The organism is Methylobacterium bullatum (assembly GCF_014845095.1).
Lineage (GTDB): Bacteria > Pseudomonadota > Alphaproteobacteria > Rhizobiales > Beijerinckiaceae > Methylobacterium > Methylobacterium bullatum.
In genome coordinates this window covers 65,120-86,674 of the sequence record NZ_NKUG01000086.1, presented here as the reverse complement: position 1 = coordinate 86,674, position 21,555 = coordinate 65,120, and the positions used below count along the sequence as shown (strand labels likewise).

At 67.9% G+C, this 21,555-nt stretch carries 17 protein-coding genes; 8 read left to right on the top strand and 9 right to left on the bottom strand.

Annotated features, from left to right (window positions below):
• The first annotated feature begins 75 nt into the window (after window positions 1-75).
• On the top strand, window positions 76-1,038 hold the full coding sequence (locus MBTS_RS13650) for an acetyl-CoA carboxylase carboxyltransferase subunit alpha (RefSeq protein ID WP_018045366.1): 963 nt from the start codon (window positions 76-78) through the stop codon (window positions 1,036-1,038).
• Between the two features lie 393 nt (window positions 1,039-1,431).
• A complete protein-coding gene (locus tag MBTS_RS13645; protein ID WP_373321306.1) occupies window positions 1,432-2,973 on the top strand; it encodes a L,D-transpeptidase family protein in 1,542 nt (513 codons plus the stop codon).
• A gap of 287 nt (window positions 2,974-3,260) precedes the next feature.
• Here MBTS_RS13645 and MBTS_RS13640 read toward each other — a convergent pair whose 3' ends face one another.
• The 3 genes from MBTS_RS13640 to MBTS_RS13630 form a co-directional block, all read right to left on the bottom strand.
• Window positions 3,261-3,506: a hypothetical protein gene (locus MBTS_RS13640; RefSeq protein WP_018045368.1), complete on the bottom strand. Its 246-nt coding sequence runs from the start codon at window positions 3,504-3,506 to the stop codon at window positions 3,261-3,263.
• Between the two features lie 131 nt (window positions 3,507-3,637).
• Entirely contained in the window at window positions 3,638-4,354 is a 717-nt protein-coding gene (locus tag MBTS_RS13635) for a PhoH family protein (RefSeq protein ID WP_026176203.1), read from the bottom strand.
• 437 nt (window positions 4,355-4,791) lie between these two features.
• Window positions 4,792-7,197: an ATP-dependent helicase gene (locus MBTS_RS13630; protein ID WP_056139864.1), complete on the bottom strand. Its 2,406-nt coding sequence runs from the start codon at window positions 7,195-7,197 to the stop codon at window positions 4,792-4,794.
• 141 nt (window positions 7,198-7,338) lie between these two features.
• Here MBTS_RS13630 and MBTS_RS13625 point away from each other — a divergent pair, with 141 nt between their 5' ends.
• Together MBTS_RS13625 and MBTS_RS13620 are read left to right on the top strand one after the other, a co-directional pair.
• Window positions 7,339-7,584, top strand: coding sequence for a hypothetical protein (locus tag MBTS_RS13625; protein ID WP_147831185.1), 246 nt, complete (start codon window positions 7,339-7,341; stop codon window positions 7,582-7,584).
• Window positions 7,585-7,771: 187 nt separating this feature from the next.
• On the top strand, window positions 7,772-11,371 hold the full coding sequence (locus MBTS_RS13620; RefSeq protein ID WP_238254021.1) for an AsmA family protein: 3,600 nt from the start codon (window positions 7,772-7,774) through the stop codon (window positions 11,369-11,371).
• Window positions 11,372-11,400: 29 nt separating this feature from the next.
• Here MBTS_RS13620 and MBTS_RS13615 read toward each other — a convergent pair whose 3' ends face one another.
• The gene (locus MBTS_RS13615) at window positions 11,401-12,105 is read right to left on the bottom strand and encodes a polysaccharide deacetylase family protein (protein ID WP_342357225.1); all 705 of its coding nucleotides are present in this window, start codon (window positions 12,103-12,105) and stop codon (window positions 11,401-11,403) included.
• Between the two features lie 77 nt (window positions 12,106-12,182).
• Window positions 12,183-14,351 (bottom strand): S9 family peptidase, encoded by a 2,169-nt coding sequence (locus MBTS_RS13610; RefSeq protein ID WP_192215857.1) that lies wholly within the window; start codon window positions 14,349-14,351, stop codon window positions 12,183-12,185.
• A 505-nt stretch (window positions 14,352-14,856) separates the two neighbouring features.
• Here MBTS_RS13610 and MBTS_RS13605 point away from each other — a divergent pair.
• Together MBTS_RS13605 and MBTS_RS13600 are read left to right on the top strand one after the other, a co-directional pair.
• Window positions 14,857-15,291 carry a Ros/MucR family transcriptional regulator gene (locus MBTS_RS13605; protein WP_018045375.1) on the top strand — a complete coding sequence of 145 codons (435 nt, stop codon included), beginning with the start codon at window positions 14,857-14,859 and terminating at the stop codon, window positions 15,289-15,291.
• A 148-nt stretch (window positions 15,292-15,439) separates the two neighbouring features.
• Entirely contained in the window at window positions 15,440-16,294 is an 855-nt protein-coding gene (locus MBTS_RS13600) for a DUF6456 domain-containing protein (RefSeq protein WP_373321299.1), read from the top strand.
• Window positions 16,295-16,309: 15 nt separating this feature from the next.
• Here MBTS_RS13600 and MBTS_RS13595 read toward each other — a convergent pair whose 3' ends face one another.
• From MBTS_RS13595 to MBTS_RS13585, 3 genes are all read right to left on the bottom strand, one after another.
• Complete coding sequence (locus MBTS_RS13595; RefSeq protein WP_018045377.1) at window positions 16,310-16,732, bottom strand: SufE family protein; 423 nt, start codon at window positions 16,730-16,732, stop codon at window positions 16,310-16,312.
• A gap of 102 nt (window positions 16,733-16,834) precedes the next feature.
• Window positions 16,835-17,875: a sensor histidine kinase gene (locus MBTS_RS13590; protein ID WP_056139851.1), complete on the bottom strand. Its 1,041-nt coding sequence runs from the start codon at window positions 17,873-17,875 to the stop codon at window positions 16,835-16,837.
• Window positions 17,876-18,064: 189 nt separating this feature from the next.
• On the bottom strand, window positions 18,065-19,069 hold the full coding sequence (locus tag MBTS_RS13585; RefSeq protein WP_018045379.1) for a 2-hydroxyacid dehydrogenase: 1,005 nt from the start codon (window positions 19,067-19,069) through the stop codon (window positions 18,065-18,067).
• Between the two features lie 265 nt (window positions 19,070-19,334).
• Between MBTS_RS13585 and MBTS_RS13580 the strand changes: the two genes are divergently transcribed.
• The gene (locus MBTS_RS13580; protein WP_192215856.1) at window positions 19,335-19,910 is read left to right on the top strand and encodes an SH3 domain-containing protein; all 576 of its coding nucleotides are present in this window, start codon (window positions 19,335-19,337) and stop codon (window positions 19,908-19,910) included.
• Between the two features lie 168 nt (window positions 19,911-20,078).
• On the opposite strand, the gene irr is transcribed toward MBTS_RS13580, so the two are convergent.
• Entirely contained in the window at window positions 20,079-20,585 is a 507-nt protein-coding gene (irr, locus tag MBTS_RS13575) for a Fur family transcriptional regulator Irr (RefSeq protein ID WP_018045381.1), read from the bottom strand.
• 353 nt (window positions 20,586-20,938) lie between these two features.
• Between irr and fabA the strand changes: the two genes are divergently transcribed.
• Window positions 20,939-21,490 (top strand): 3-hydroxyacyl-[acyl-carrier-protein] dehydratase FabA, encoded by a 552-nt coding sequence (gene fabA, locus MBTS_RS13570; RefSeq protein ID WP_056139846.1) that lies wholly within the window; start codon window positions 20,939-20,941, stop codon window positions 21,488-21,490.
• The last annotated feature ends 65 nt before the right edge of the window (window positions 21,491-21,555 follow it).

The window sequence follows — 21,555 nt, the reverse complement described above, 5'->3', positions numbered from 1 at the left end:
GAACGCCTCCCGCCGCCGTCATGTCCGGCACGGCCCGACGGCGCGCCGACGGCGACGAACAAGGATCTCTGACCGATGTCGGTGACGCGCTCCTATCTCGATTTCGAGAAGCCGGTGGCCGAGCTCGAATCCAAGCTGGAGGAGCTGAGGACCCTGGCCTCCCGCGACGGCGCAGTCTCCATCAGCGAGGAAGTCGGCCGCCTGGAAGCCAAGGCGGCGTCCGCCCTCTCCGATATCTACGCCACCCTGACGCCCTGGCAGAAGACGCAGGTGGCGCGCCATCCGCAGCGGCCGCACTTCATCGATTACTGCGCCGGCCTGATCACCGAGTTCACGCCCCTGGCCGGTGACCGCCATTACGGAGAGGACCAGGCCATCGTCGCCGGCTTCGGCCGTTTCGAGGGCCGCGCCGTCTGCGTGCTCGGCCAGGAGAAAGGCTCCACCACCGAGAGCCGCCTGCGCCACAATTTCGGAATGGCCAAGCCCGAAGGCTACCGCAAGGCGGTGCGGCTGATGGAGATGGCCGATCGGTTCGGCCTTCCCGTCCTCGCCTTCGTCGATACGGCCGGTGCCTTTCCCGGCATCGAGGCGGAAGAGCGCGGCCAGGCCGAGGCCATTGCCCGCTCCACCGAAACCTGCCTCGGACTCGGCGTGCCCAACGTCGCCGTGGTCATCGGCGAAGGCGGTTCGGGCGGCGCCATCGCGCTCGCCACCGCCAACCGCGTCCTCATGCTGGAACACGCGATCTACGGCGTGATCTCGCCGGAGGGCGCGGCCTCGATCCTCTGGCGCGATCAGGGCCGGGCGGCGGATGCGGCCACCGCCATGAAGATCACGGCCCAGGATCTTCTGCGTCTCGGGATCATCGACGGCATCATCCCGGAGGCCACCGGCGGCGCTCATCGCGGGCGCGATGCGGCGATCGCCAATACGGGCAAGGCCGTGGCCAAGGCGCTGGCCGAATTCGACGGTCTGAGCCCCGACGAGATCCGCGACCGCCGGGCGGCGAAGTTCCTCGATATCGGCCGCAAACTGTAAGCCGGTTATCTATGCGTCGTTTTGGCGCATCGGGTTCAAGGAACCGATAAGGGTTTCGTTAAACCCCGCTTCTTCCTCCCGTTCGGAGCTCGCCGCTCTGGGCGGCACGCCTGTACGCGCTCCGCGCTGGGACCGGAAATACCAGTGGAATCAAGTCGATTGCCATCGGGACGGTGCCCCTGACCGTCGAGGCCGACCGACACTTTGCGGCAATGTGGTGCCCACACCAAGGAAGCCACCGAAATCCACATCTCGCCACGCCGGCCATTTGCGTCTTCTTGCGGTAACAACCGGGTAAGTTTAACGACGCTATTGGGTTGGGGAGTGGCGTTCGACGGGCGAGATCCCGCGAGCGCATGTATGAGGACGGGGTTCCCCATGGCTTTGCGCCCGCTGGCTCTACGCTTGGCTACGGCTGCCGGTGTCGTTGCGCTCGCTCTCTCCCTCACCGCTTGCCAGGATGGCTCGATGGGTGGCGGCGTGCCGTTGCGCGCCCTCACGCCCGTCCCGGCCAAGACCCTGGCGCTGATGGCCCAGAAGGGCATGTCCGCCAACGACCCCATCCTGATCCGCGCCTACAAGAAGGAAGCGGAGATGGAAGTGTGGAAGCGCGGCACGAACGGCCAGTACGCGCTCCTCAAGACCTTCCCGATCTGCCGCTGGTCGGGTCAGCTCGGCCCCAAGACCAAGCAGGGCGACCGGCAGGCCCCCGAGGGATTCTACACGGTGACGCCGGGGCAGATGAACCCGAACTCGTCCTATTACCTCTCCTTCGATACCGGCTACCCGAACAATTACGACCGAGCCAACGGCCGGACGGGCAATTACATCATGGTGCACGGCACCTGCTCGTCCTCGGGCTGTTTCGCCATGACCGACGAGTCCATGGGCGAGCTCTACGCCCTGGCACGCGATTCCTTCGCCGGCGGGCAGCGCGCGTTCCAGTTCCAGTCCTATCCGTTCCGGATGACGGCGCAGAACTTCGCCAAGTATCGCAACGACCCGAACGCGCCGTTCTGGAAGAACCTGAAGGAAGGCTCGGATTATTTCGAGGCCCTGCGCGAGGAGCCGCGCGTGAACGTCTGCGGCACGCGCTACGTCTTCGGCGGCCAGGACGTGGCCGCCGGCTCGTGCTCGCCGAAGGTGGACACGCTCGTCGCCGAGAAGCGGGCGAAGGACAACCACGACATCGCCGAACTCGTCGCCAAGGGCACGCCGGCGACCAGGGTCGTCTATGACGACGGCGGCCAGAACCCGGTCTTCCGTCCCCAGGCTCCCGCCTCGACCTTGGCCTTCGCCAACCTGACGAAGAAGGACGAGCCGGAGGCGCCCTACGACCCCAAGGAATACGCCCGCCACCATCTCGGCGAAGTGAGCCGGCCCGAGAGCCTGGCTGCCGGCGAGCGCGAGGTCGAGGTGGATGCCAAGGGACGTCCGGTGATGCTGGCCGCCGCCGAGGCTCCGATCCCGACCAAGGCCGCCGCGGCGGCCCTCAAGGCGGGTTCCGACAAGACCAAGCCCGGCAGCGTCGTCGCCAAGACGAACGCGGCACCCGAACCGCTGAAGCCCGCGACGCCTGCGCGCATCATGGTGGCCGATGCCGATGTGGATTCGCCCTCTTACACGAAGGTTCTGGGCAGTCTCCTCACCGGCAAGGCTTCGCCGACCCCTGCAGCCGACGCCGCCACGATCCCGGCCGCCGCCGCTGCCCCGGAGACGATCCAGCCGGCGCCGAAATCCGGCAAGGCCACCCATACCGCCCATGCGATCACGGTGCCGACGGTGACCGGCGCCGTCGGGCAGAAGGCCAAGGTGGCAGCCGAGCCCGCCAAGGCCGGAAAGCCGCCAGCGGCCAAGGCCGTTCCCGCCAAGGAGGCCACGGCCAAGGACGGTTTGGTGAAGGATGGTGCCGCGAAGGCGACGCCGAAGCTCTGAGGCTCGGTTTGGCCGAATAGACGCGTCGCAACTTTACCGGCGGGATCCCGGATCGGGTTCCGCTAGCGCCCCACTCCCCGGGGAACGGAGCCGGGATCGAACTCTCCCGCCGTCCTCACGCCAACGCCCCTTTCCCGGAGGCCCGCAGGGCCAGCGAAGGGTCTTGCGAGACCCAGCGGGGGACGGGCCGCGAGCGGCGAGATCGTCCGATTCGATGAACCAGGAAATTCGATAGGCCAAAAAAAGGGCCCCTCAGGGCCCTTTCGTCGTTCGGATCGCTGCTGCGATCACATGCGGTGCATGCGACGGTGATGCATCATCCGGTGACGCATGTGGTTACGGTGCATGCGCATGTGGTGACGACGGTGCATGCGGCGATGCATCCGGTGCTCCCCACGGTGCATGCGCACGGGGGTGACGGTCTCGGAGGACGTCACGCCCATCGGGGCGCCGGGAGCGGCCGAAGCGCTTGTCGCGAGGGCGCCAGCGCCGAGGCTTCCGACCATGGCAAGCGCGAAGATCAATTTTTTCATCGGGCGTTTCCGTTCTCTTTCACCCGAGCGCGGCGCTCGGATTAATCTCCCCCGCTCGCGCCGGAGAGATGATTGCCGCACGCCGAGACGTGCGGCGGGTCCGGTTCGACCCGCCGCTGATAACACTCAAGTCAGAGTTTCGTTTCCTCGAAAGCCCGAACCCATTCGGCGCAGATGCCCGAACGGACGATGTCGTCGAGGGTGAATTCGACGATGGGAACCTGCATCATGCGGCTTTTCACGAGGTGGATCACGGTCCTGAGGCCCGACGTCTCGCGCAGGTCGGTCTGGGACACGTCGCCGTTGATGATGACCTGGCAATCGTCGCCGATGCGGGTCAGGAACATCTTGATCTCGGCGGTGGTGGTGTTCTGCGCCTCATCCAGGATTACGAGGCAGTTCTTGAAGGTGCGTCCGCGCATCACCTCGAAGGGGACCACCTCGATGTCGCCGGTCTTCATGGCGATCTCGTAGGCGGCGTCGCCCATGCGCTCCTTCATGGTCTCGGTCAGCGGCGTGACCCAGGGCGCGATCTTTTCTTCCAAGCTGCCGGGAAAGAAGCCCAGAGAGCGGCCCGATGGCACGTTGGGACGGGTGATGATGACCTTGGCGATGCGGCGCTGGCGGAGCTGATCCGCGGCGCGGGTTCCGGCGATGTAGGTCTTGCCGGTGCCGGCCGGTCCGAGGACGATGACCTGCTTGCTGACGGCGAGGGCATCCAGGTACTCGGCCTGTCGGACGGTGAGAGGCTGGATAGGGCCTAAATTACGCTCGTCGTCGAACCGGGTGCGGTGCAGCCGCACCGGGCGGTCTTCTACCAGCTCAAGTCGTGTGCGCCGTCTTTTCATCGATCAACACTCCAACTGGACTTGCCAACTAGGGTTCAACTGATCTTCGACCTGCCTACGCGCCCTGCCCTCGATAAGATTTGTTACACTATCTCTGACAATCGTTAACGAAAGAATTCGACGGCAGGTCTTTTAGTTCCAGATGTCGCCCCACGACCTGTGGACGACTTGGCCTATGGGTGACGGGCTCCCGGTGCGGCAAGCCACGAATCACCTACGCACACACCATGCCGCTCCGGTGGCGACAGGGGCATGACGGCACGAAATCCCGGACGTGTGTCCGAGTTTCGCTTCGGAAACGCGCAGATGAGGGAGAGTTTCAGTTTTCGACAGGTGAGATGGTGGTACGACGAAGCATCCATCTCGACCACGGCCCTTCACGAGGGGCGAAACCGGCCGGGTCCGCACGACGTGTCGCATGCGGGCGGCGGGGTGCTTCACCCTGGCTGGATGAAGCTGTCGAGAACCATCTTGCGGCCGGCCTTATCGAAGTCAACCGTCAGCTTGTTGCCGTCGACGGCCGCCACGTTGCCGGGGCCGAACTTAGTGTGGAAGACTCGCATACCATCCGAAAACGCGGATGGCGCACCCGTCGACTTCGCCACGAGCTCGCCTTCGATCTGGCGCGGTCCGCCGTTGCTCCGGCCGGGCGAGGACGATCTTCCGAAACCTTGCCCACCCCCGCCTCCGAACCCCTGGTTTCCCGCGGTGTTGGCCTGCGCCCGCTGCCAGCCCGGCGTCCCGTAGGACGAGCCGAATGGCGCCGGGTTCCGGTCGAAGCGCGAGGCACCGGCGGAGAAATGCGCGGGGGCGTCGACCACGTCGACGGCGTCGGCGGGCAACTCGTCGATGAAGCGGCTCGGCACCGTGGAGGACCACAGGCCGTGGATGCGCCGGTTGACGGCAAAGGACAGCTTGGCGCGCTTGCGCGCGCGGGTCAGGCCCACATGGGCGAGGCGGCGCTCCTCCTCCAGCCCGGCCCGGCCGCTCTCGTCGAGCGCCCTCTGGTTCGGGAACAGGCCGTCCTCCCAGCCGGGCAGGAACACCGTGTCGAATTCGAGCCCCTTGGCGGCATGCAGCGTCATCAGCGAGACCCGGTCCGCCCCCTCCTGCTCGCTCGCCTCCATCACCAGGGAGACGTGTTCGAGGAAGGCCGCCATGTCGGGGAATTCCTCCATGGAGCGCACGAACTCCTTGAGGTTTTCGAGACGCCCGGCGGCATCGGCGGATTTGTCCTTCTGCCACATCTCGGTGTAGCCGGATTCCTCCAGGACGGTCTGGGCCACCTCGGAATGGGGCTGGGTGCCGACCATCCGCGCCCACCGCGAAAAACTCTCCACCAGGGCGCGGACGCCGGAGCGGGCGCGGGGCTTCAGCTCGTCGGTCTCGATCAGGCTGCGCGCCGCCTGGAGCAGCGGCACGCGCTGCGAGCGGGAATAACCGTGCAGGATCTGCAGGGTGGCGTCGCCCAGGCCCCGCTTCGGTGTATTGAAGATTCGCTCGAAGGCGAGGTCGTCGGCCGGGTTCATGGTGACGCGCAGATAGGCCAGGGCATCGCGGATCTCGGCGCGCTCGTAGAAGCGCGGGCCGCCGATGACGCGATACGGCAGGCCGAGCTGGACGAACCGGTCCTCGATCTCGCGCATCTGAGCCGAGATGCGCACCAGCACGGCGATCTCGGAGAGCGGATGCTGCTTGGCCTGCAGGCTCTCGATGGATTCGCCGAGCTGGCGCGCCTCTTCCTCCGAATCCCAGGCGCCGGACACCGTCACTTTCTCGCCGGCGACGTCCTCGGTACGAAGGGTCTTGCCGAGGCGGCCCTCGTTCCTGGCGATGAGCCCCGAGGCGGCGGCGAGGATGTGGCCGGTGGAGCGGTAGTTGCGCTCCAGCCTCACCACGATCGCGCCGGGGAAATCGTGCTCGAAGCGTAGGATGTTGTCGACTTCCGCCCCGCGCCAGCCATAGATCGACTGGTCGTCGTCGCCGACGCAGGCCACGTTGCGGTGGCCCTGGGCCAGAAGGCGCAGCCAGAGATACTGGGCGACGTTGGTGTCCTGGTACTCGTCCACCAGGATGTAGCGGAAACGCTGCTGGTAATTGGCCAGCACGTCCGGGTTCTCGCGCCACAGCTTCAGGCAGAGCAGCAGGAGATCGCCGAAATCAGCGGCGTTCAGGGTCAGGAGCCGGGCCTGATAGGCGGTGTAGAGGGCGCCGCCCTTGCCGAACGCAAAGGCGCTCGCTTCGCCGGGGGGTACCTGCTCGGGCAGGAGCCCGCGGTTCTTCCACCCGTCGATGGCCGAGGACAGGGCGCGGGCGGGCCAGCGCTTCTCGTCGATGTTCTGGTCGACGATGACCTGCTTCATCAGGCGAAGCTGGTCGTCCATCCCCAGGATCGTGAAGTCGGATTTCAGCCCCACCATCTCGGCGTGCCGGCGCAGGATCTTGGTGCCGATGGAATGGAACGTGCCGAGCCAGGGCATCCCCTCCCCGGCCGGGCCGATGAGGGAACCGATCCGGTGCTTCATCTCGCGGGCGGCCTTGTTGGTGAAGGTCACCGACAGGATGTCGAAAGGCCGCGCCTTACCGGTCGAGACCAGATGGGCGATTCGCGTGGTGAGCACCCGCGTCTTGCCGGTGCCCGCGCCCGCGAGGACGAGGACCGGCCCTTCGGTCGTCTCGACGGCGCGGCGCTGCTCGGGGTTCAGCCCTTCGAGATAGGGGGAGCCCTGCGGCCTGAGGGAGGCCATGGCGCGGGCGGCGATGGAGCTCTGCGCGGCCTCGGCCGCCACGCCGGAGGCCGGCGCCGGCACGGACGCCGCCGCTGCGTCGGGATGCTGTTTCATGCTGCCTCCCTGGACCAAAACGCGAACGGCGTCGAGGGTCGGGACAACGGGGCCGCCCCGCCCTCGCCCGCAAACGGAACTCCGGCTTCATGTCGGGCGTCGTCTCACCATATCCCGGCCGTCATCACAGAAGGCTCCGCCATGCGCACGCGTTCCTTGTCCGTCCTCTCCCTCGCGGCCCTGGCTGCCGGTCTCGCTCCGGCCATGGCCCAGTCGCCCGGCACGCGGACGCTGAACGAGACCAACGACCGTCTTGCCCGACAGAGCGAGATTCGCGGCGTCCGGCACCAGCAGCAGTTCGAGAACAACCAGATCCGCATGCAGATGCAGCGCAACGAGATCACCCGTCCGGCGCCGATCGGCCCCGGCATCGCCCCGCGCCGCTGATCGGACCGGTCAAGGGTGAAGCCCGGCACCTGTTGACCGCGGGGTTCGACCCTGGCGCGCATCCGGGATCGGTGTGCTATGCCGCATGGGGTGGGGGCACGAACCGGGCATGACGTCCGGTTGAGACCACGTGCCCGCCCCATGGCAGGCCCCGAGACCGGGCCGGAGCGAGGCGGAAACCAAGACGGTGCGAGACATCCTGACCGCGCTGGCGGGCGCCGTCATCCTGATCCTCGTCGCGGCCCTCGCGGTCCCGCCCCTCGTGGCCTGGGAAAGCTACCGCACGCTGGTGGACCGGGCGATCGGGCGATCCCTCGGCCTCGACGCACGGACCGAAGGGCGGATCGGCGTCAGGCTCCTTCCCTCGCCGCGCTTGAGCGTCGATCGGCTCCGCATCGGCGGACAGGCCGACAAGCCGGCCCTCGACCTCCAGTCCGTCGCGGCCGAGATCGGCCTCACGCCGCTGCTGACGGGAGACATCCGCTTCACCGAGACGCGGATCGGCCGGGCCGAGATCAAGCTTCCGATCAGCGACGACGACGCGATCCGCCTGCCCGCCGACCTCTACCGGACCCTCGCCGACCAAGACTTGGCCATCGAGGACCTGACGATCGGGCAGGTCGTGCTGACGACCCTCGTGCCGCAGAGCGGCCGCACCGATCAGGTCCGGGCCGAGGCGGTGCATCTCTCCGCGCCCCGGCTGCTCGGACCCTGGCGGATCGAGGGGATGAGCGGCGCGGTCGCCTTCCGGGTCGCCACCGGCGAGCCCGCGGAGGACGGCAGCGTCGCGGTGAAGATCTCGGGCGGCGGCGACACCCATCCGCGTTTCGAGGCCGATGCCCGCATCCGCCTCGACCCGATGGCGGGCGAGCCGGAGGCGACCGGGGACGCCCCGCGGGCGATGATCCCGAAGGCGGAAGGCACGGCACGGGTCGTGGTCGGGCCGCCGGTCCAGGTGGCGGGCGCCTACCTGCCGTTCTCGCTGGGCGGGACGTTCAAGGCCCGCGGCCCCATCGTGCGCTTCTCCGACGTGAAGGCCGAGATCGACCCCGGCGGTCAGCCCATGCGCCTCGCCGGCACCGGGCGGATCGACCTGCGGGCCTGGAGGGCGGCACTGACCCTGGAGACGCGCCGCCTGGACCTCGACGCCTTCCTGATCTCCACGGGAGGACAGGCCCTCCTGGCGCGCGGGATGCCGCGCGCGAATTCCGAGTTGCCGATGATGGTCGATCTCGATCTCGGCATCGAGAGCGTCGCCCTCGGTCTCGACGATTGGACCAAGCTTCAACTCTCCGGCACGTTCGACCGGACGGGGGGGCTCGCCCTCCGGCGCTTCTCGGTGACGGCACCGGGCGAGGCCGCCCTCACCGCCTCCGGTGAGCTCGATACGCAGCCTGCCCTCCGGTTCACGGGCAACGTTTCCCTCGACGCCGCCGCATCGGACGGGTTCGGACGGTACCTGCGCAAGTTCGGCCTCGGCGGCCCGGCCGTCGCGGTGATGGACGGGCGCCCGATCCAGGCATCCGCGGACCTCTCGACGGCGAGCCCGTCGCTGTCGCTGCGCAACCTGCGGCTCTCCCTCGGCGAGGCGCGGATCACCGGCAACGCCCGCTACACCCAGGCGGAGGCGGGCGGGCGCGGCCGCTTCGACGCGCAGCTCTCGGCGCAGGGCATCGACATCGCGGCCCTGCCCTCCTTCGGCAGTGCCCTGTCCGGCCTCCACGACCACGATATCGGCCTGACGATCCAGGCGAGGGACGTGCGCTACGGGCCGGCCGGAGCGCGTTCGGGCAACGGGACCATCGCCGCGAGCATCCAATCGGACGGAGCGAGCCTCAATGTCGGCAGCCTCGACGTCACGGATGTGGCCGGCGCCAACGCCAAGCTCTCCGGCCGCATCGCCCCTGACGGGTCCGGCCGCATCGCAGGCCGGATGTGGGCGCCGGTGGCCGCCCCCCTCATCGCCCTCCTCGACAGGACCTGGATCGCCGAGGCCCGGATGATCCCCGGCTTCCTCCGGGCCGGTGCCCTCGATCTCGCCGTGACCCTGGAGCGCGAGGCCGGTGACGCCGACACCCTGCGCACCAGCGCCGACGGGACCGCGGCGGGCGGCAGCCTCGACCTCGACCTGCTGTCACGAAGCGGCCGCATCGACAGCCTCTCCCTTGGATTGACCACCCCGCTCGCCGGGCGCTGGTTCGAACGCGAGGACATGCTGGCCCTGCGCAAGCCCGCCGCCCTGCGCATCACCGGGACACGCGGACAGGCCGGAGCCGATGGCGCGGTTCCGCCCCTCGGCCTCGACATCTCCGGCACCATCGCCGACCTCACCCTCTCGACGGTGAAGCCGGTCGTGCCCGGTCCGGGGCAGGCCCCGCCGGAGGCCGGCGAGATCCAGGTCAAGACACCCGACATCGCGCCCTTCCTCCTCCTCGCCGGCAGCACCTCCGCCCTGCCCTCGCCGCTACCGGCGGACTTGCTGGTGGGGTTGTCGCGGGCGGGGCGGGATGCCCATGCGGATGTGGCCGGGCGGATCGCCGGGGCCACGATCCTCGCCAACGTCAACCGGTCGCCAGCGGGCGACATCTTCGGCAGCGTGGCGCTGGGGCGGCTGTCGTTGCCCTGGCTCGCCGCGGCCCTGGTGATTCCCCCGGAGGGTAAGAAGCAAGAGGCCGGGGACGGCGCTCGGTTCGGGGCCCCGACCGCGGACCGGCCGCCCATCGACCTCGACGTGCGGGTGGACGCGCTCGAACTCGGCCGACGCTTCACCGCAGAGGGCGCGGCCTTCGGTGCCCGTCTCGACAACCGCGTCCTCTCGATCCGCGACCTCAGCGGCCGCCTCGCCGGGGGCCGTCTCATGGGGACCGTCACGCTGTCCCGGCAGGGCGGAGCGGCGGCGCTCACCGGGGAAGGGAGCCTGAGCGACGCTTCCATCGCCGATCTCGTCGGTCCGGGGCCGATCTCCGGCCGCGCCAGCGCGACCCTGCGGTTCGGTGCCTCGGGCCAGAGCGTCGTGAACATGGCGAACAATCTCGGCGGCAGCGGCGATATCGCCCTGACCGATCTCGTGCTGCCCGGCGGCGATCCGGGCGGGATCGAGCGCGCCCTGGTGAAAGCCCTCGCAGAGGACGATCCGCTTCGGGACGGACGGCTCCAGTCCCTCGTCGCCGAGGAACTCGCCGCCGCGCCGATGGCGGTGAAGGGGACCGTGAAGGCGCCCGCGACCCTCTCCGGCGGGTCGCTCCGCGCGGCCCCCCTCGCCTTCGATCTCGGTGGACCGCGCTGGGCCGGCACCCTCGCCATCGACCTGAATACCGGGCGGTTCGATGCGCGCGGGACATTGACGGGAGGCGGATCGCCGAAGGGCTGGACGGGCGGGGTTCCGGCGGTGCAGCTCGCCTATTCCGGCCCGCTGAGCAAACCCGAGCGCAGCGTCGATGCCGGCCCGCTGACCAACGGCCTCGCCGCCGTGGTCCTCCAGCGCGAGCTCGACAAGATCGAGCTGTTCGAGGCGGATCAGATCGAGCGCCAGCGGCGTCGCGCACGGATCGAGATGGACAGGGCCCGCGCCGCCGCCATCAAGGCGGCGGCCGACAAGGCCGCAGCGGAGAAAGCCGCGGCCGAGAAAGCGGCGGCCGAGAAGGCGGCCGCCGAGGAAGCCGCTCGTCAGGCGCGCATCCGCGCCCTGGCACCGAGCCTGGAGGATGCCGCGCGCCGTGCCGCCGACGGGCTGCCGGTGCTGGAGGTTCCAGGCCGGGCCGTCGATCCGACCGCGCCGCAGCCCTGATTACGACCGGCTTCGAGGCGTTAAGACGATCAGGGAGCCGGCCGCGCGGCCCGGGCGGCGGTGATCGCATCGGTGAGCACCGGATTGGCGCCCTCGGCCGTGAGGGTCGCCACCGGAACGACCACAACGTCGGCGCAGGCCTGGACCACGTGGGCGAGGTCGAACTGCACCGCGAGGCCGCCCGCCTTCGCATCGGGCCAGACGGTCATGGCCGGAGGCTCGTCGCCATTCGGCATGGCGACCGCCTCGCGGCACTCGTCGTCATCGGCATCCGCCTTCGCCTGGCCGGTCCTGGGGCGATAAGCCTCGAGGTAGAGGTCGAAGAGCCGCTTGGAGGACAGGGACACCATCCTGCTTCCATCCATCTCGGTCTGGAGCGCCACCTTGCCGGTGAGGGCGGGCGGAAGCAGCGCGGTCCAATCGACGGGAGCACCGGAGACGAGGTCGTAGACGATCGCCGAGGTGCCGGTATTGGGATGTGCGCCGCCGCAGAAGGCGCTGTCCGTCATCGTGTAGCTGAGGAAGCGGGGGCCCCGCATGGTCACCTCGATGTGCCGGCCGTAATCGGCATGTTTGCCTCCCTCCGCCAGACACTCGGCGGCGGCTTTCCGCACCGCTCCGTCGAGGCGCTGCACGGCGGCGTTGATCCGCCGTTCCGCGTCGTCGACGGGGTTGGCGATCCGCGGCATCGCCGGCAGATCCTTGGCGAGATCGGGGGGGACCTGGAGGGACACCGCCCTGTCCGCCGCCGCGCCCGGGCTTAAGGTCGCCAGCAGACACGCGGCGGCGGTTGCGGTGCGGGCGAAGGCCGTCACGATTGCGGCCCCTCGCCGGCTCCGGCCCGGCCCACTGCCCGCAGGGCGAAGGCATAGATCAAGGCCACCTCCTCCAGCCGGTCGAATCGTCCCGCCGCCCCGCCATGGCCGGCTTCCATGTTGATCCGCATCAGGACGGGGCCGCCGCCGGTCATCGTGGCGCGCAGACGCGCCACCCATTTCGCCGGCTCCCAATAGGTCACGCGCGGGTCGGTGAGGCCGCCGAGCGCGAGGATTGCCGGGTAGTTCTGGGCCGAGACGTTGTCGTAGGGCGAGTAGGACAGAATGGTCTCGAAATCCTCTTCACTCGCGCCCGGATTTCCCCATTCCGGCCATTCCGGCGGGGTCAGGGGCAGGTCGCCGTCGAGCATGGTGTTGAGCACGTCGACGAAGGGCACGTCGGCGACGATCCCCGCGAAGAGCTCCGGCGCGAGGTTGGCCACCGCCCCCATGAGCATCCCGCCGGCCGATCCGCCATGGGCGACGATGCGGCCGGGCGTGGTGTATCCGGCCTCCGCCAGGGCACGTCCGCAGGCGACGAAATCGGTGAAGGTGTTGGGCTTCTTGCCCCGCTTGCCGTCCATGTACCAGTGCCAGCCCTTCTCGGTGCCGCCGCGGACATGGGCGATGGCGTAGACGAAGCCGCGATCCACCAGCGACAGCTGGTTGGTGCGGAACGCGGCCGGCATCATCGTGCCGTAGGACCCGTAGCCATAGAGCAGCAGCGGAGCCGAGCCGTCGAGGACGAGGTCGCGGCGGTGGAGGAGCGAGATCGGCACGCTCTCCCCATCCGGGGCCGTGGCGAAGATCCGGCGCGTCACATAGGCGGCGGCATCGTGCCCGCTCGGGATCGTCTGGCGCTTGCGCAACTGCCGCGCGCGGGTCGTGCAATCGTAATCGTAGGTCTCGGCCGGCGTCGTCATCGACGAGTAGGTGAAGCGGATCACCGCCGTCTCGAACTCGTGCCCCGGCTGGAGGCCGAGGGAATAAGCCTCCTCGGCGAAGGCCACCACGTGCTCGTTGCCCTGCGTGTCGCGGACGACGATGCGGGGCCGCGCATTCTCGATCTCGAGGCGCACGAGGTGCTGGGCGATGACGTGCTGGTGGCGGATCATCACGCCGCGCCGGTGCGGGATGAGGTCGTTCCAATGGGCACGGCCCGACGCGCCGATGCGGGTGGTGACGATCTTGAAGTCTTCCGCCCCGTCCGCATTGGTCAGGATGAAAAGGTGGTTCCCCCAATTCTCCACGGAGTAGATCAGCAGCGGCTCCCGCGGCTGAACGCATAGCAGGGTTGCGTCCGGCGACTTGCGGTCGAGGAGATGCACTTCGGAGGTTTCATGGTCGCTCGCCGTGATGGCAAGGTAATCGCGCGATTGCGTCGTCTCGATATGGACGAAGAATCCGGAATCTCGCTCTTCGTAGAGCAACGTATCGGCGGCCTGCTCCGTACCCAACACGTGATGCATGACGCGGGCGGGACGATGGTTCTCGTCCACGGCCACATAGTGGAACGACAGCCCGTCGGCGGACCAGACCACCTCGCCGGTGGTCGCCTCTATACTATCCGGGAGATCCTGCCCGGTGCCGAGGTCGCGGACACGGATGGTGTGGAGCTCGGACCCCTTGGAATCGGCGCTCCAGGCGAGGCGGGTGTGATCGTCCGCGTGAACCGCCGCGGCGAGCTCGAAGAAGGGCAATCCCTTGCCCTCCTCGTCACCGTCGAGAAGGATCTCCTCGCCCTCTTCCGGACCGCCCGTCCCGGCCGTCTCGGCACCCTGTCCGGGGATCACCACCACCGTGCGCGGACGGCGGCAGACGAGGGGATGCTGCCCGCCCTCGCGATGGCGGGTGTAATAGGCGAAGGCGCCGTCCGGCTCGGGCACACCGCTATCGTCTTCGCGAATGCGCCCGCGCATCTCCGCAACCAAGGTCTTGCGTAAAGAAACCAGATCGCCGAGCGCCGCTTCGGTATAGGCGTTCTCGGCATCGAGATATGCCCGGATATCGGCCGGGAGGGCAGCGGGATCCTTGAGCACGTCGCGCCAGTTCTCGGCCTTCAGCCAAGAATAATTGTCGGAAATTGCTCGGCCATGCACCGTGAATGTGTGCGGGCGCACCTCGGCGACGGGTGGCTTGCTTTCCAAGTGGAAAAGATCGTCCATGGATAGACCTATAAGGTTGCCAACCACCGTCGGCTGAATAGCGTAGCGGCGACCGATCCGTTCACCGGTCGCCTTCGATGCCTGCATGTGTCCCAGCCGGAGGCCATGGGCAAGGTCGAGAGGGAAGTCTTTTCGGCGCGGTGCCGGACGGCTCGACCGACGACAGGCTTTGGCATCATGGATGCAACTGGTTCTCTATCCTTGAGAGGCCTCGTTGACAGCGCGTCGACTTAGCCTGCGTCGGTGCGAACTCACATTAAATTGAAATATCGTTCAGAACCGTTGATTCGGCGGCCCGTCATGACTGACTCCCGTCTTGCGAGATCAATGTGAATATATTAAATGGGCGAAATGGCGATTATCGTCGCCCACCATCGTAGAGCGCCACTGGATGAAGCCACGATGCCGAGAGTCCAGCTATGGATTGCCAAACTGTCCCTTGGCCCATCGCCTGCATACTCAAAAGACCCCGTCCGGCATCGTGCTAAAAGGAACTGTTTAAACAATGAGCGACATTGAGAATTCGGCCGACTTCGTGGAACTGACGGTCGATATCGTCTCGGCCTATGTGAGCAACAACCCGGTGCCGGTCGGCGAGCTCGCGCAGCTCATTACCCGCGTCCATACCTCGCTGACCCAGGTCGCGAGCGGTGAGGCCGAGGCCAAGGTCGCTTCCGCGCCGCAGCAGCCCGCCGTCCCCGTGAAGAAGTCGGTGACAGCCGATCACATCATTTGTCTCGAAGACGGGCGCGTATTCAAATCGCTCAAGCGCCACCTGCGCGCGAAGTACGACATGAGCCCGGAACAATATCGCGCGAAGTGGGGCCTCCCTTCGGATTATCCGATGGTCGCTCCGAACTACGCCAAGGCGCGTTCGGACCTCGCCAAGGCCATCGGCCTCGGCCAGACCCGCAACGGGACCTACGACGAAGCCGCGTAAGCGAAGCGGGGCCGGGCGCTGGCGAACTCTCGCCGCCCGGCCCCCCCGTCGTCGTCGACCTCGTGATTGAGACTTGCGTTAGGACTAATTTCTTATAATATCCCTGGTGCCGCGGCGATTGCCGCATCGATACGCCAGGGAACATATCATGAACAAGACCCCGAATGCGGCGATCCATGGCATGGGTCGGCGATCCATGCCGGCGCGCACTCAGGCGGAACTCGGTCGCGATGCGGCCCGGCTCCTCGCGGCCCTCGACGAAGAGGGAGCCTATGCCCTGCCCGATCCGCTGACGGAGGGCGAGATCATCGTGCGAAGCGGCGGCGATGGGATCTCGGTGAGCAGCGGACGCTATGGCGCGCAGGCGGGACAGGCTCTCCTCTCCTGCGATCTCGCCGAACAGGCGGCGGGACGGCGCGCCCGGCTCACCATCAGCGCCGCCGGGCGAGCGAGGATGCGGCGGGACCGGGCCGGCCGGGACACGCCCTACCTCGCCCAGCATCTCGACCTTGAAGGCAAAGGTGAGCCGACCCGGCCTGTCCGCGACGCCTCGGAAAGTCCCCTCGCCTGGATGGCACGGCGCCGCGATCGCGATGGAAGCCCTTTGATCGACGCCGCCTGTTTCGAGGCGGGCGAGCGGCTGCGCCGCGACATGACCATGGGGGCGCTGATGCCGCGCTTGGGGTCGGACTGGAGCGGGGTCAAAGTCGATGGCGGCGGCCCCCGCGATCCCTCGGCCGGGTCGGATGCCATGCTGGCGGCCCGACAGCGCGTCCGCGCGGCCCTGTCGGCGGTGGGAAGCGACCTGTCCGGATTGCTGATCGACCTGTGCGGTTTCGTGAAAGGCCTGGAGACGATCGAGGCGGAGCGCCGCTGGCCGGCACGCTCGGCCAAGGTCGTCATCCGCATCGCCTTGGCGCGGCTCGCCGAGCATTACGGGCTGGAACGGGAGGCGGTGGGTCCGAGCCGGTCGCGCCTGCGCCAGTGGCGCGAGCGGGCCTGAGGCTCGGAGGCTGTTTCAGGCCGCGAGCCGCGCCGCGTCCCGATGGATGCGCTCGGCCATGGCCCGGACCCCGTTGGAACGCTTCGACGTCAGGTGAGCGCCGAGGCCGATCTGCTTGAAGACCTGGAAGACGTCGACATCCGCGATCTCGGTCGGCGTCTTCCCGTCGTGCAGGGCCATCACCAGGGCGATCAGCCCCTTGGTGATGAAGGAATCGCTGGTACCGCGCAGGTGAAGGCGCGGCGGCGACTGCGAATGATCGACATTCGAATCGACCCAGACCTGGCTTTCGCAGCCATGGACCCGGTTCTGCTCGGTGAGCAATTCGTCCGGAAAGGGCGGCAGGGCACGGCCGAGTTCCATCAGGTACTCGAGCTGGTCCGGCCCGTCGTCGAGGATTTCGAAATTGTCGATGATCGTTGCGATGGGTGGAAGCATGGTGTCAGGCTGAACTCTCGGCGACGATCGAGCGAAGCGACGGCACTTCCTCGCCCCATCGATATAGGGAGCGGCCCGCCGTCCGGCGAGCGTCAATGTCCGCTACTCCGACGGGTGCACCAGGGCTTCGGGCAGCTGCAGTTCCATCGGATCGGCCTGCGTGCCGGTGCCGCGAACGGCGATTTCGGCCTGAGCGGCATAGGCCGCCACCAGCCGAGGACCGAGATTGGGCACGTCCGTGGCATGGGCCCCGGGCTGATCGCCGCCCGACACGATGGTGAGACGGACCGGCGCGCCGGCCTGGGCGTCGATGGTGATCGCGATCGTGCAGGAGACGGAATCGGCGGTGGCGTCGAGGCATTCGGCCACGACTTCGGCCACGATCATGCCGAGGGCGTTGGCGGTGCGTGGTTCCACGAGGCTCGTGCCGCTGCCGCCCACCGCCACGCTGATGCGGCCCGCCCGCCGCAACTGGCCGAGGCCGGAGGCGAGCCGATGAAGGTAATCGCGCAGGTCGATGGAGGCGATGTGCGGCGCTTCGTGCAGATGCTGCTGAACGAGGGCGATGGCACGGACACGCTGGCCGAGCGCCTCGAAGCTCCCGCGGCACGGCGGCGGCGCGGCGCGGCCGTAGAGACCGATCAGGCTCACCATCACCTGCAGGTTGTTGCGCACCCGGTGATAGACCTCGGCGAGAAGGGCCTCCTTCTCCACGAGGGCATGCTCGGCATGCTCCTCGGCCCGCTTGCGGTCGGTGATGTCGAAGCACGAGCCGAGATAACCCTGAAACGTGCCGTTCTCGGTGAGGGGACGGGCGTTGTTCAGGAGCCAGCGGTAGGCACCGTCGTGACGGCGCAGGCGAAACTCGATGGAGTAGGGACTGCGCGAGGCGAAGGCTTCCTGGACCAGGGCGGCATGTCGGTCGAAATCGTCCGGGTGCAGGCCACGCCGCCAGCCATGGCCGAGTTCGTCTTCGCGGCTCCGGCCGGTGAAATCGAGCCAGCACTCGTTGTGATGGACCGCCGCCCCTTCGATGTCGGAACGCCACATCATCAGGGGCACGAAATCCGCGAAGCGACGAAACTCGTCACACGGGACGGCCTCTGCGATGCTCGCCTCGGTCGACTCTGTCTCCGCGGCCATTGTGCTCCCACTCTACCCGATACGCGACAACCGACGATCCCTATCGGCGCCGGTCAACGTATCGAACATGACGCCGTTCCTACGGCCTCGGTATGCGAGTGCACATAGATCGACGGCCCTGCAAGCACCGTGCAAACCTCACCCGCGCCCGGCGCCGGAATCTAGCCCCCCGGGGCCGACTGCCGGCCGTCAGAGCATGCTCGGCAGGATCCGGTCCGGTGGACGGTGTCCGTCCATGAAGGTCTTGATGTTGATGATGACCTTCTCGCCCATATCGGTGCGGCTCTCGTGGGTGGCCGACCCCATATGCGGCAGGAGAACGACCTTGCCGGACCGGGCGAGCTTGACGAGGCGGGGGCTCACGGCCGGTTCCTGCTCGAACACGTCGAGGCCGGCCGCCGAAATCTCGCCCGCCTCGATCAGGCGCGCGAGGGCGTTCTCGTCGATCACTTCACCGCGAGCCGTGTTCACGACGATCGCCTCCGGCTTGAGCAGCTTGAGGCGGCGGGCCGAGAGCAGGTGATAGGTCGCCGGCGTGTGCGGGCAGTTCACCGACACGATGTCCACCCGCGCCAGCATCTGGTCGAGGGATTCCCAATAGGTCGCGTCGAGTTCGCGCTCGATCTGCACCGGCACCTTGCGCCGGTTGTGATAGTGGATCTGCAGGCCGAACGCCTTGGCTCGGCGCGCCAGCGCCTGGCCGATCCGGCCCATGCCGACGATGCCCAGGCGCTTGCCGGTGATGCGGCGGCCGAGCATCCAGGTGGGGGACCAGCCCGCGTCCCAATTGTCGTCCGGGATGATGCGCGCCCCCTCCGCCACGCGGCGGGCCACGGCGAGGATCAGGGCCATGGTCATGTCGGCGGTGTCCTCGGTGAGGACGCCGGGGGTGTTGGTGACGGTGATGCCCCGCTCCAGGGCCCCCGCCACGTCGATGTGGTCGACGCCGTTGCCGAAATTCGCGATCAGGCGAAGGTTCGGCCCGGCCTGGGCGAGGAGACCGGAATCGATCCTGTCGGTAACGGTGGGAACGAGCACGTCGGCCTCGCGCAACGCGGCGGCCAGAGCCTCGCTGCCCATCGGCGCGTCGTCGGGATTGAGGCGGATATCGAACAACTCGCGCATGCGCGCCTCGACCACCTCGGGGAGGCGACGCGTGACCACAACGAGTGGCTTGCGCTTCAACGACGACATGCACCCTCCGCGAACGTTTCTGCCAGGCCGGCCGCTGCCGGAAGCGACGGTTCATGCCGAGGCTTGACCCGGCATTAACCACGCATCGGCCAGACAGGTCCCATAGCCCCGACGTCTCGGCTGCCGGCTCTTGAGGCTTCTCTACCAGAGAGGGCACGGAACACAACGTGCCCCCGCGCCCGAAACATCGCGCGCGAGGGATCGCTAGACGAGGATTGACGATGGCGATCATGGCCATGACGATCGTGAACCTTTGGGAAGACCGATGACGCGCCTGCCTGGACTTCTGTTCTTCACGTGCCTGACGGCGGCCGCCTCCCTCGTGGCGCCGCTCTCCCCGGCGCTGGCCGCCCCGGCGGCGGGAGGCACGTCGGACGCGAATCGCGGCCCGGCCACGGGCCTGCCCCTGCCGCGTTATGCGAGCCTCAAGACCGATCGGGTCAACCTGCGCGAGGGTCCGTCGAAGGACCACCGAACGCTGTGGGTGTTCCAGCGGGCCGGCCTTCCCATCGAGATCGTCGCCGAGTTCGAGACCTGGCGGCGCATCCGCGATTCCGAGGGGACCGAAGGCTGGGTGCTCCACTCCCTCCTCTCCGGCCGGCGCACGTCCATCGTCATGGCGGCCAGGGGCGGCGACGCCGCGATCCCGCTCCATTCACGGGCGGAAGAGGGGTCGGGCGTGGAGGCCAAGCTCCAGCCCGGCGTCATCGGCAACGTGAAGAGCTGCACCGGAAGCTGGTGCCGGGTGATCGTCGCGCTCCCCCAGAGGAGCGGCGACGTGGACGGGTACATCCGCCAGGACCGGCTCTGGGGCGTCTACCCGAACGAGAAGATCGACTGAGTGTCTCCCACAAGTTCCCGCTGTGCGCCGTCACGCTCGGAGCGAGAACCGACCGTGATCGGGAGTGTCGTGAGGCGCTCCGAGCCCGGTAGCATCGGTAGCGCCACATGAAAAAGGCCCGGCTCAGCCGGGCCTTTTTCACGGAGTGAGAAGCGAAAGAAGCCTCTCTCAGGACTGGCGAGCACCGTGTCGGCGACGCAGGCGGACGATGACCTCGACGCCGGCGATTTCCATGCCCTCGGGGGCATCGGGCAGCGAATCGACGGTGATGCCGCAATCGGGCATGTCCAGAACCTGCCCCTCGTCTTCGAGGAAGAAGTGGTGGTGCTCGCTCGGGTTGGTGTCGAAATAGGCCTTGGACCCGTCGAGGGCCAGCTGGCGCAGAAGCCCGGCCTCGGTGAACTGATGCAGGGTGTTGTAGACCGTGGCGAGCGAGACCGGCACCTTGGCGCGCATGGCCTCGTCGTAGAGCATTTCCGCCGTCAGGTGGCGGTCGCCACGCCCAAACAGCAGCCAGCCCAGCGACAGGCGCTGACGGGTCGGACGGAGGCCGGAGCGGCGCAGACGGTCGCGCAGGTCGGACAGGGGGCACCCCCGGCGCCCCGCGACCGAAGCGATATCGAGGGAAGCGCCACGTGCGTTCAGCATGGCCTGCAGCGGCAGCGGATTGGACATCGGCGGTACTGACATCTCACGGAACCAACAAAATACAAGACAACTCTATACGAACCTCCCCCCTCGTCGCAACCCAAACCGGTGCTGAGTAGCTACGCAGTGTGAACATGCGGCTTGTTTAAAGTCATTCCATTCAACAGGGCAGGCAACCATCCTTGCGACCAACTTCGCGGCTCGTCCTTCGACTCATATGGAGACGAGGTGTTTTGTGCCGCTCAGGCGGTGTGTTAACGAAGCGCCGCTCGCGGGTTCGGACGATGTCGTGGACCCGCGATGGCCACGACCGTTCCGGCGTTCGTGGGCGATGTCCGGCGTTTCGAACGCGCCCTCCACCAAGGACCGACACACCGATCATGTCTTCCGATTCCGAATCGCCCGCCGCCGCCGGCTCAGAACAGACCGTTCCCCGCGCCTCCCACTACTCCCATGAGGAGTTGCTGGCCTGCGGCCGTGGCGAACTGTTCGGCGCCGGCAACGCGCAGCTCCCCCTGCCGCCGATGCTGATGTTCGACCGCATCACCTCGATCGGGACCGAGGGCGGCGCCTACGGCAAGGGCCATGTCCTGGCGGAATTCGACGTGCGGCCGGACCTCTGGTTCTTCGGCTGCCATTTCAAGAACGATCCGGTGATGCCGGGCTGCCTCGGCCTCGACGCGCTCTGGCAGCTCGTGGGCTTTCATCTCGGCTGGCTCGGCGCGCCGGGCCGGGGCCGGGCGCTCGGCGTCGGCGAGGTGAAGTTCAGCGACCAAGTGCTGCCGACCGTGCGCAAGGTCGTCTACGGCATCGACATCAAGCGCGTGCGCCAGGGCAAGCTCGTCCTCGGCATCGCCGATGGCTGGCTGGAAGCGGACGGCGCCCGGATCTATGACGCCAAGGATCTGAGGGTTGCCCTGTTCCAGGCCTAAGGCTAGCCCTCCGGCCCGCCGGTGGTTGAGATTGCCCCGGCATCATCCTACCTGACACGCGTCGG

What these genes read in the sequence shown, in the direction of transcription:
- MBTS_RS13610 (WP_192215857.1), bottom strand. Translation starts at nt 14,351, where the DNA reads ATGGACGATCTTTTCCACTTGGAAAGCAAGCCACCCGTCGCCGAGGTG.
- fabA (WP_056139846.1), top strand. Translation starts at nt 20,939, where the DNA reads ATGTCTTCCGATTCCGAATCGCCCGCCGCCGCCGGCTCAGAACAGACC.
- MBTS_RS13595 (WP_018045377.1), bottom strand. Translation starts at nt 16,732, where the DNA reads ATGCTTCCACCCATCGCAACGATCATCGACAATTTCGAAATCCTCGAC.
- MBTS_RS13625 (WP_147831185.1), top strand. Translation starts at nt 7,339, where the DNA reads ATGCGCACGCGTTCCTTGTCCGTCCTCTCCCTCGCGGCCCTGGCTGCC.
- MBTS_RS13600 (WP_373321299.1), top strand. Translation starts at nt 15,440, where the DNA reads ATGAACAAGACCCCGAATGCGGCGATCCATGGCATGGGTCGGCGATCC.
- MBTS_RS13590 (WP_056139851.1), bottom strand. Translation starts at nt 17,875, where the DNA reads ATGGCCGCGGAGACAGAGTCGACCGAGGCGAGCATCGCAGAGGCCGTC.
- MBTS_RS13650 (WP_018045366.1), top strand. Translation starts at nt 76, where the DNA reads ATGTCGGTGACGCGCTCCTATCTCGATTTCGAGAAGCCGGTGGCCGAG.
- MBTS_RS13635 (WP_026176203.1), bottom strand. Translation starts at nt 4,354, where the DNA reads ATGAAAAGACGGCGCACACGACTTGAGCTGGTAGAAGACCGCCCGGTG.
- MBTS_RS13640 (WP_018045368.1), bottom strand. Translation starts at nt 3,506, where the DNA reads ATGAAAAAATTGATCTTCGCGCTTGCCATGGTCGGAAGCCTCGGCGCT.
- irr (WP_018045381.1), bottom strand. Translation starts at nt 20,585, where the DNA reads ATGTCCAATCCGCTGCCGCTGCAGGCCATGCTGAACGCACGTGGCGCT.
- MBTS_RS13585 (WP_018045379.1), bottom strand. Translation starts at nt 19,069, where the DNA reads ATGTCGTCGTTGAAGCGCAAGCCACTCGTTGTGGTCACGCGTCGCCTC.
- MBTS_RS13630 (WP_056139864.1), bottom strand. Translation starts at nt 7,197, where the DNA reads ATGAAACAGCATCCCGACGCAGCGGCGGCGTCCGTGCCGGCGCCGGCC.
- MBTS_RS13580 (WP_192215856.1), top strand. Translation starts at nt 19,335, where the DNA reads ATGACGCGCCTGCCTGGACTTCTGTTCTTCACGTGCCTGACGGCGGCC.
- MBTS_RS13605 (WP_018045375.1), top strand. Translation starts at nt 14,857, where the DNA reads ATGAGCGACATTGAGAATTCGGCCGACTTCGTGGAACTGACGGTCGAT.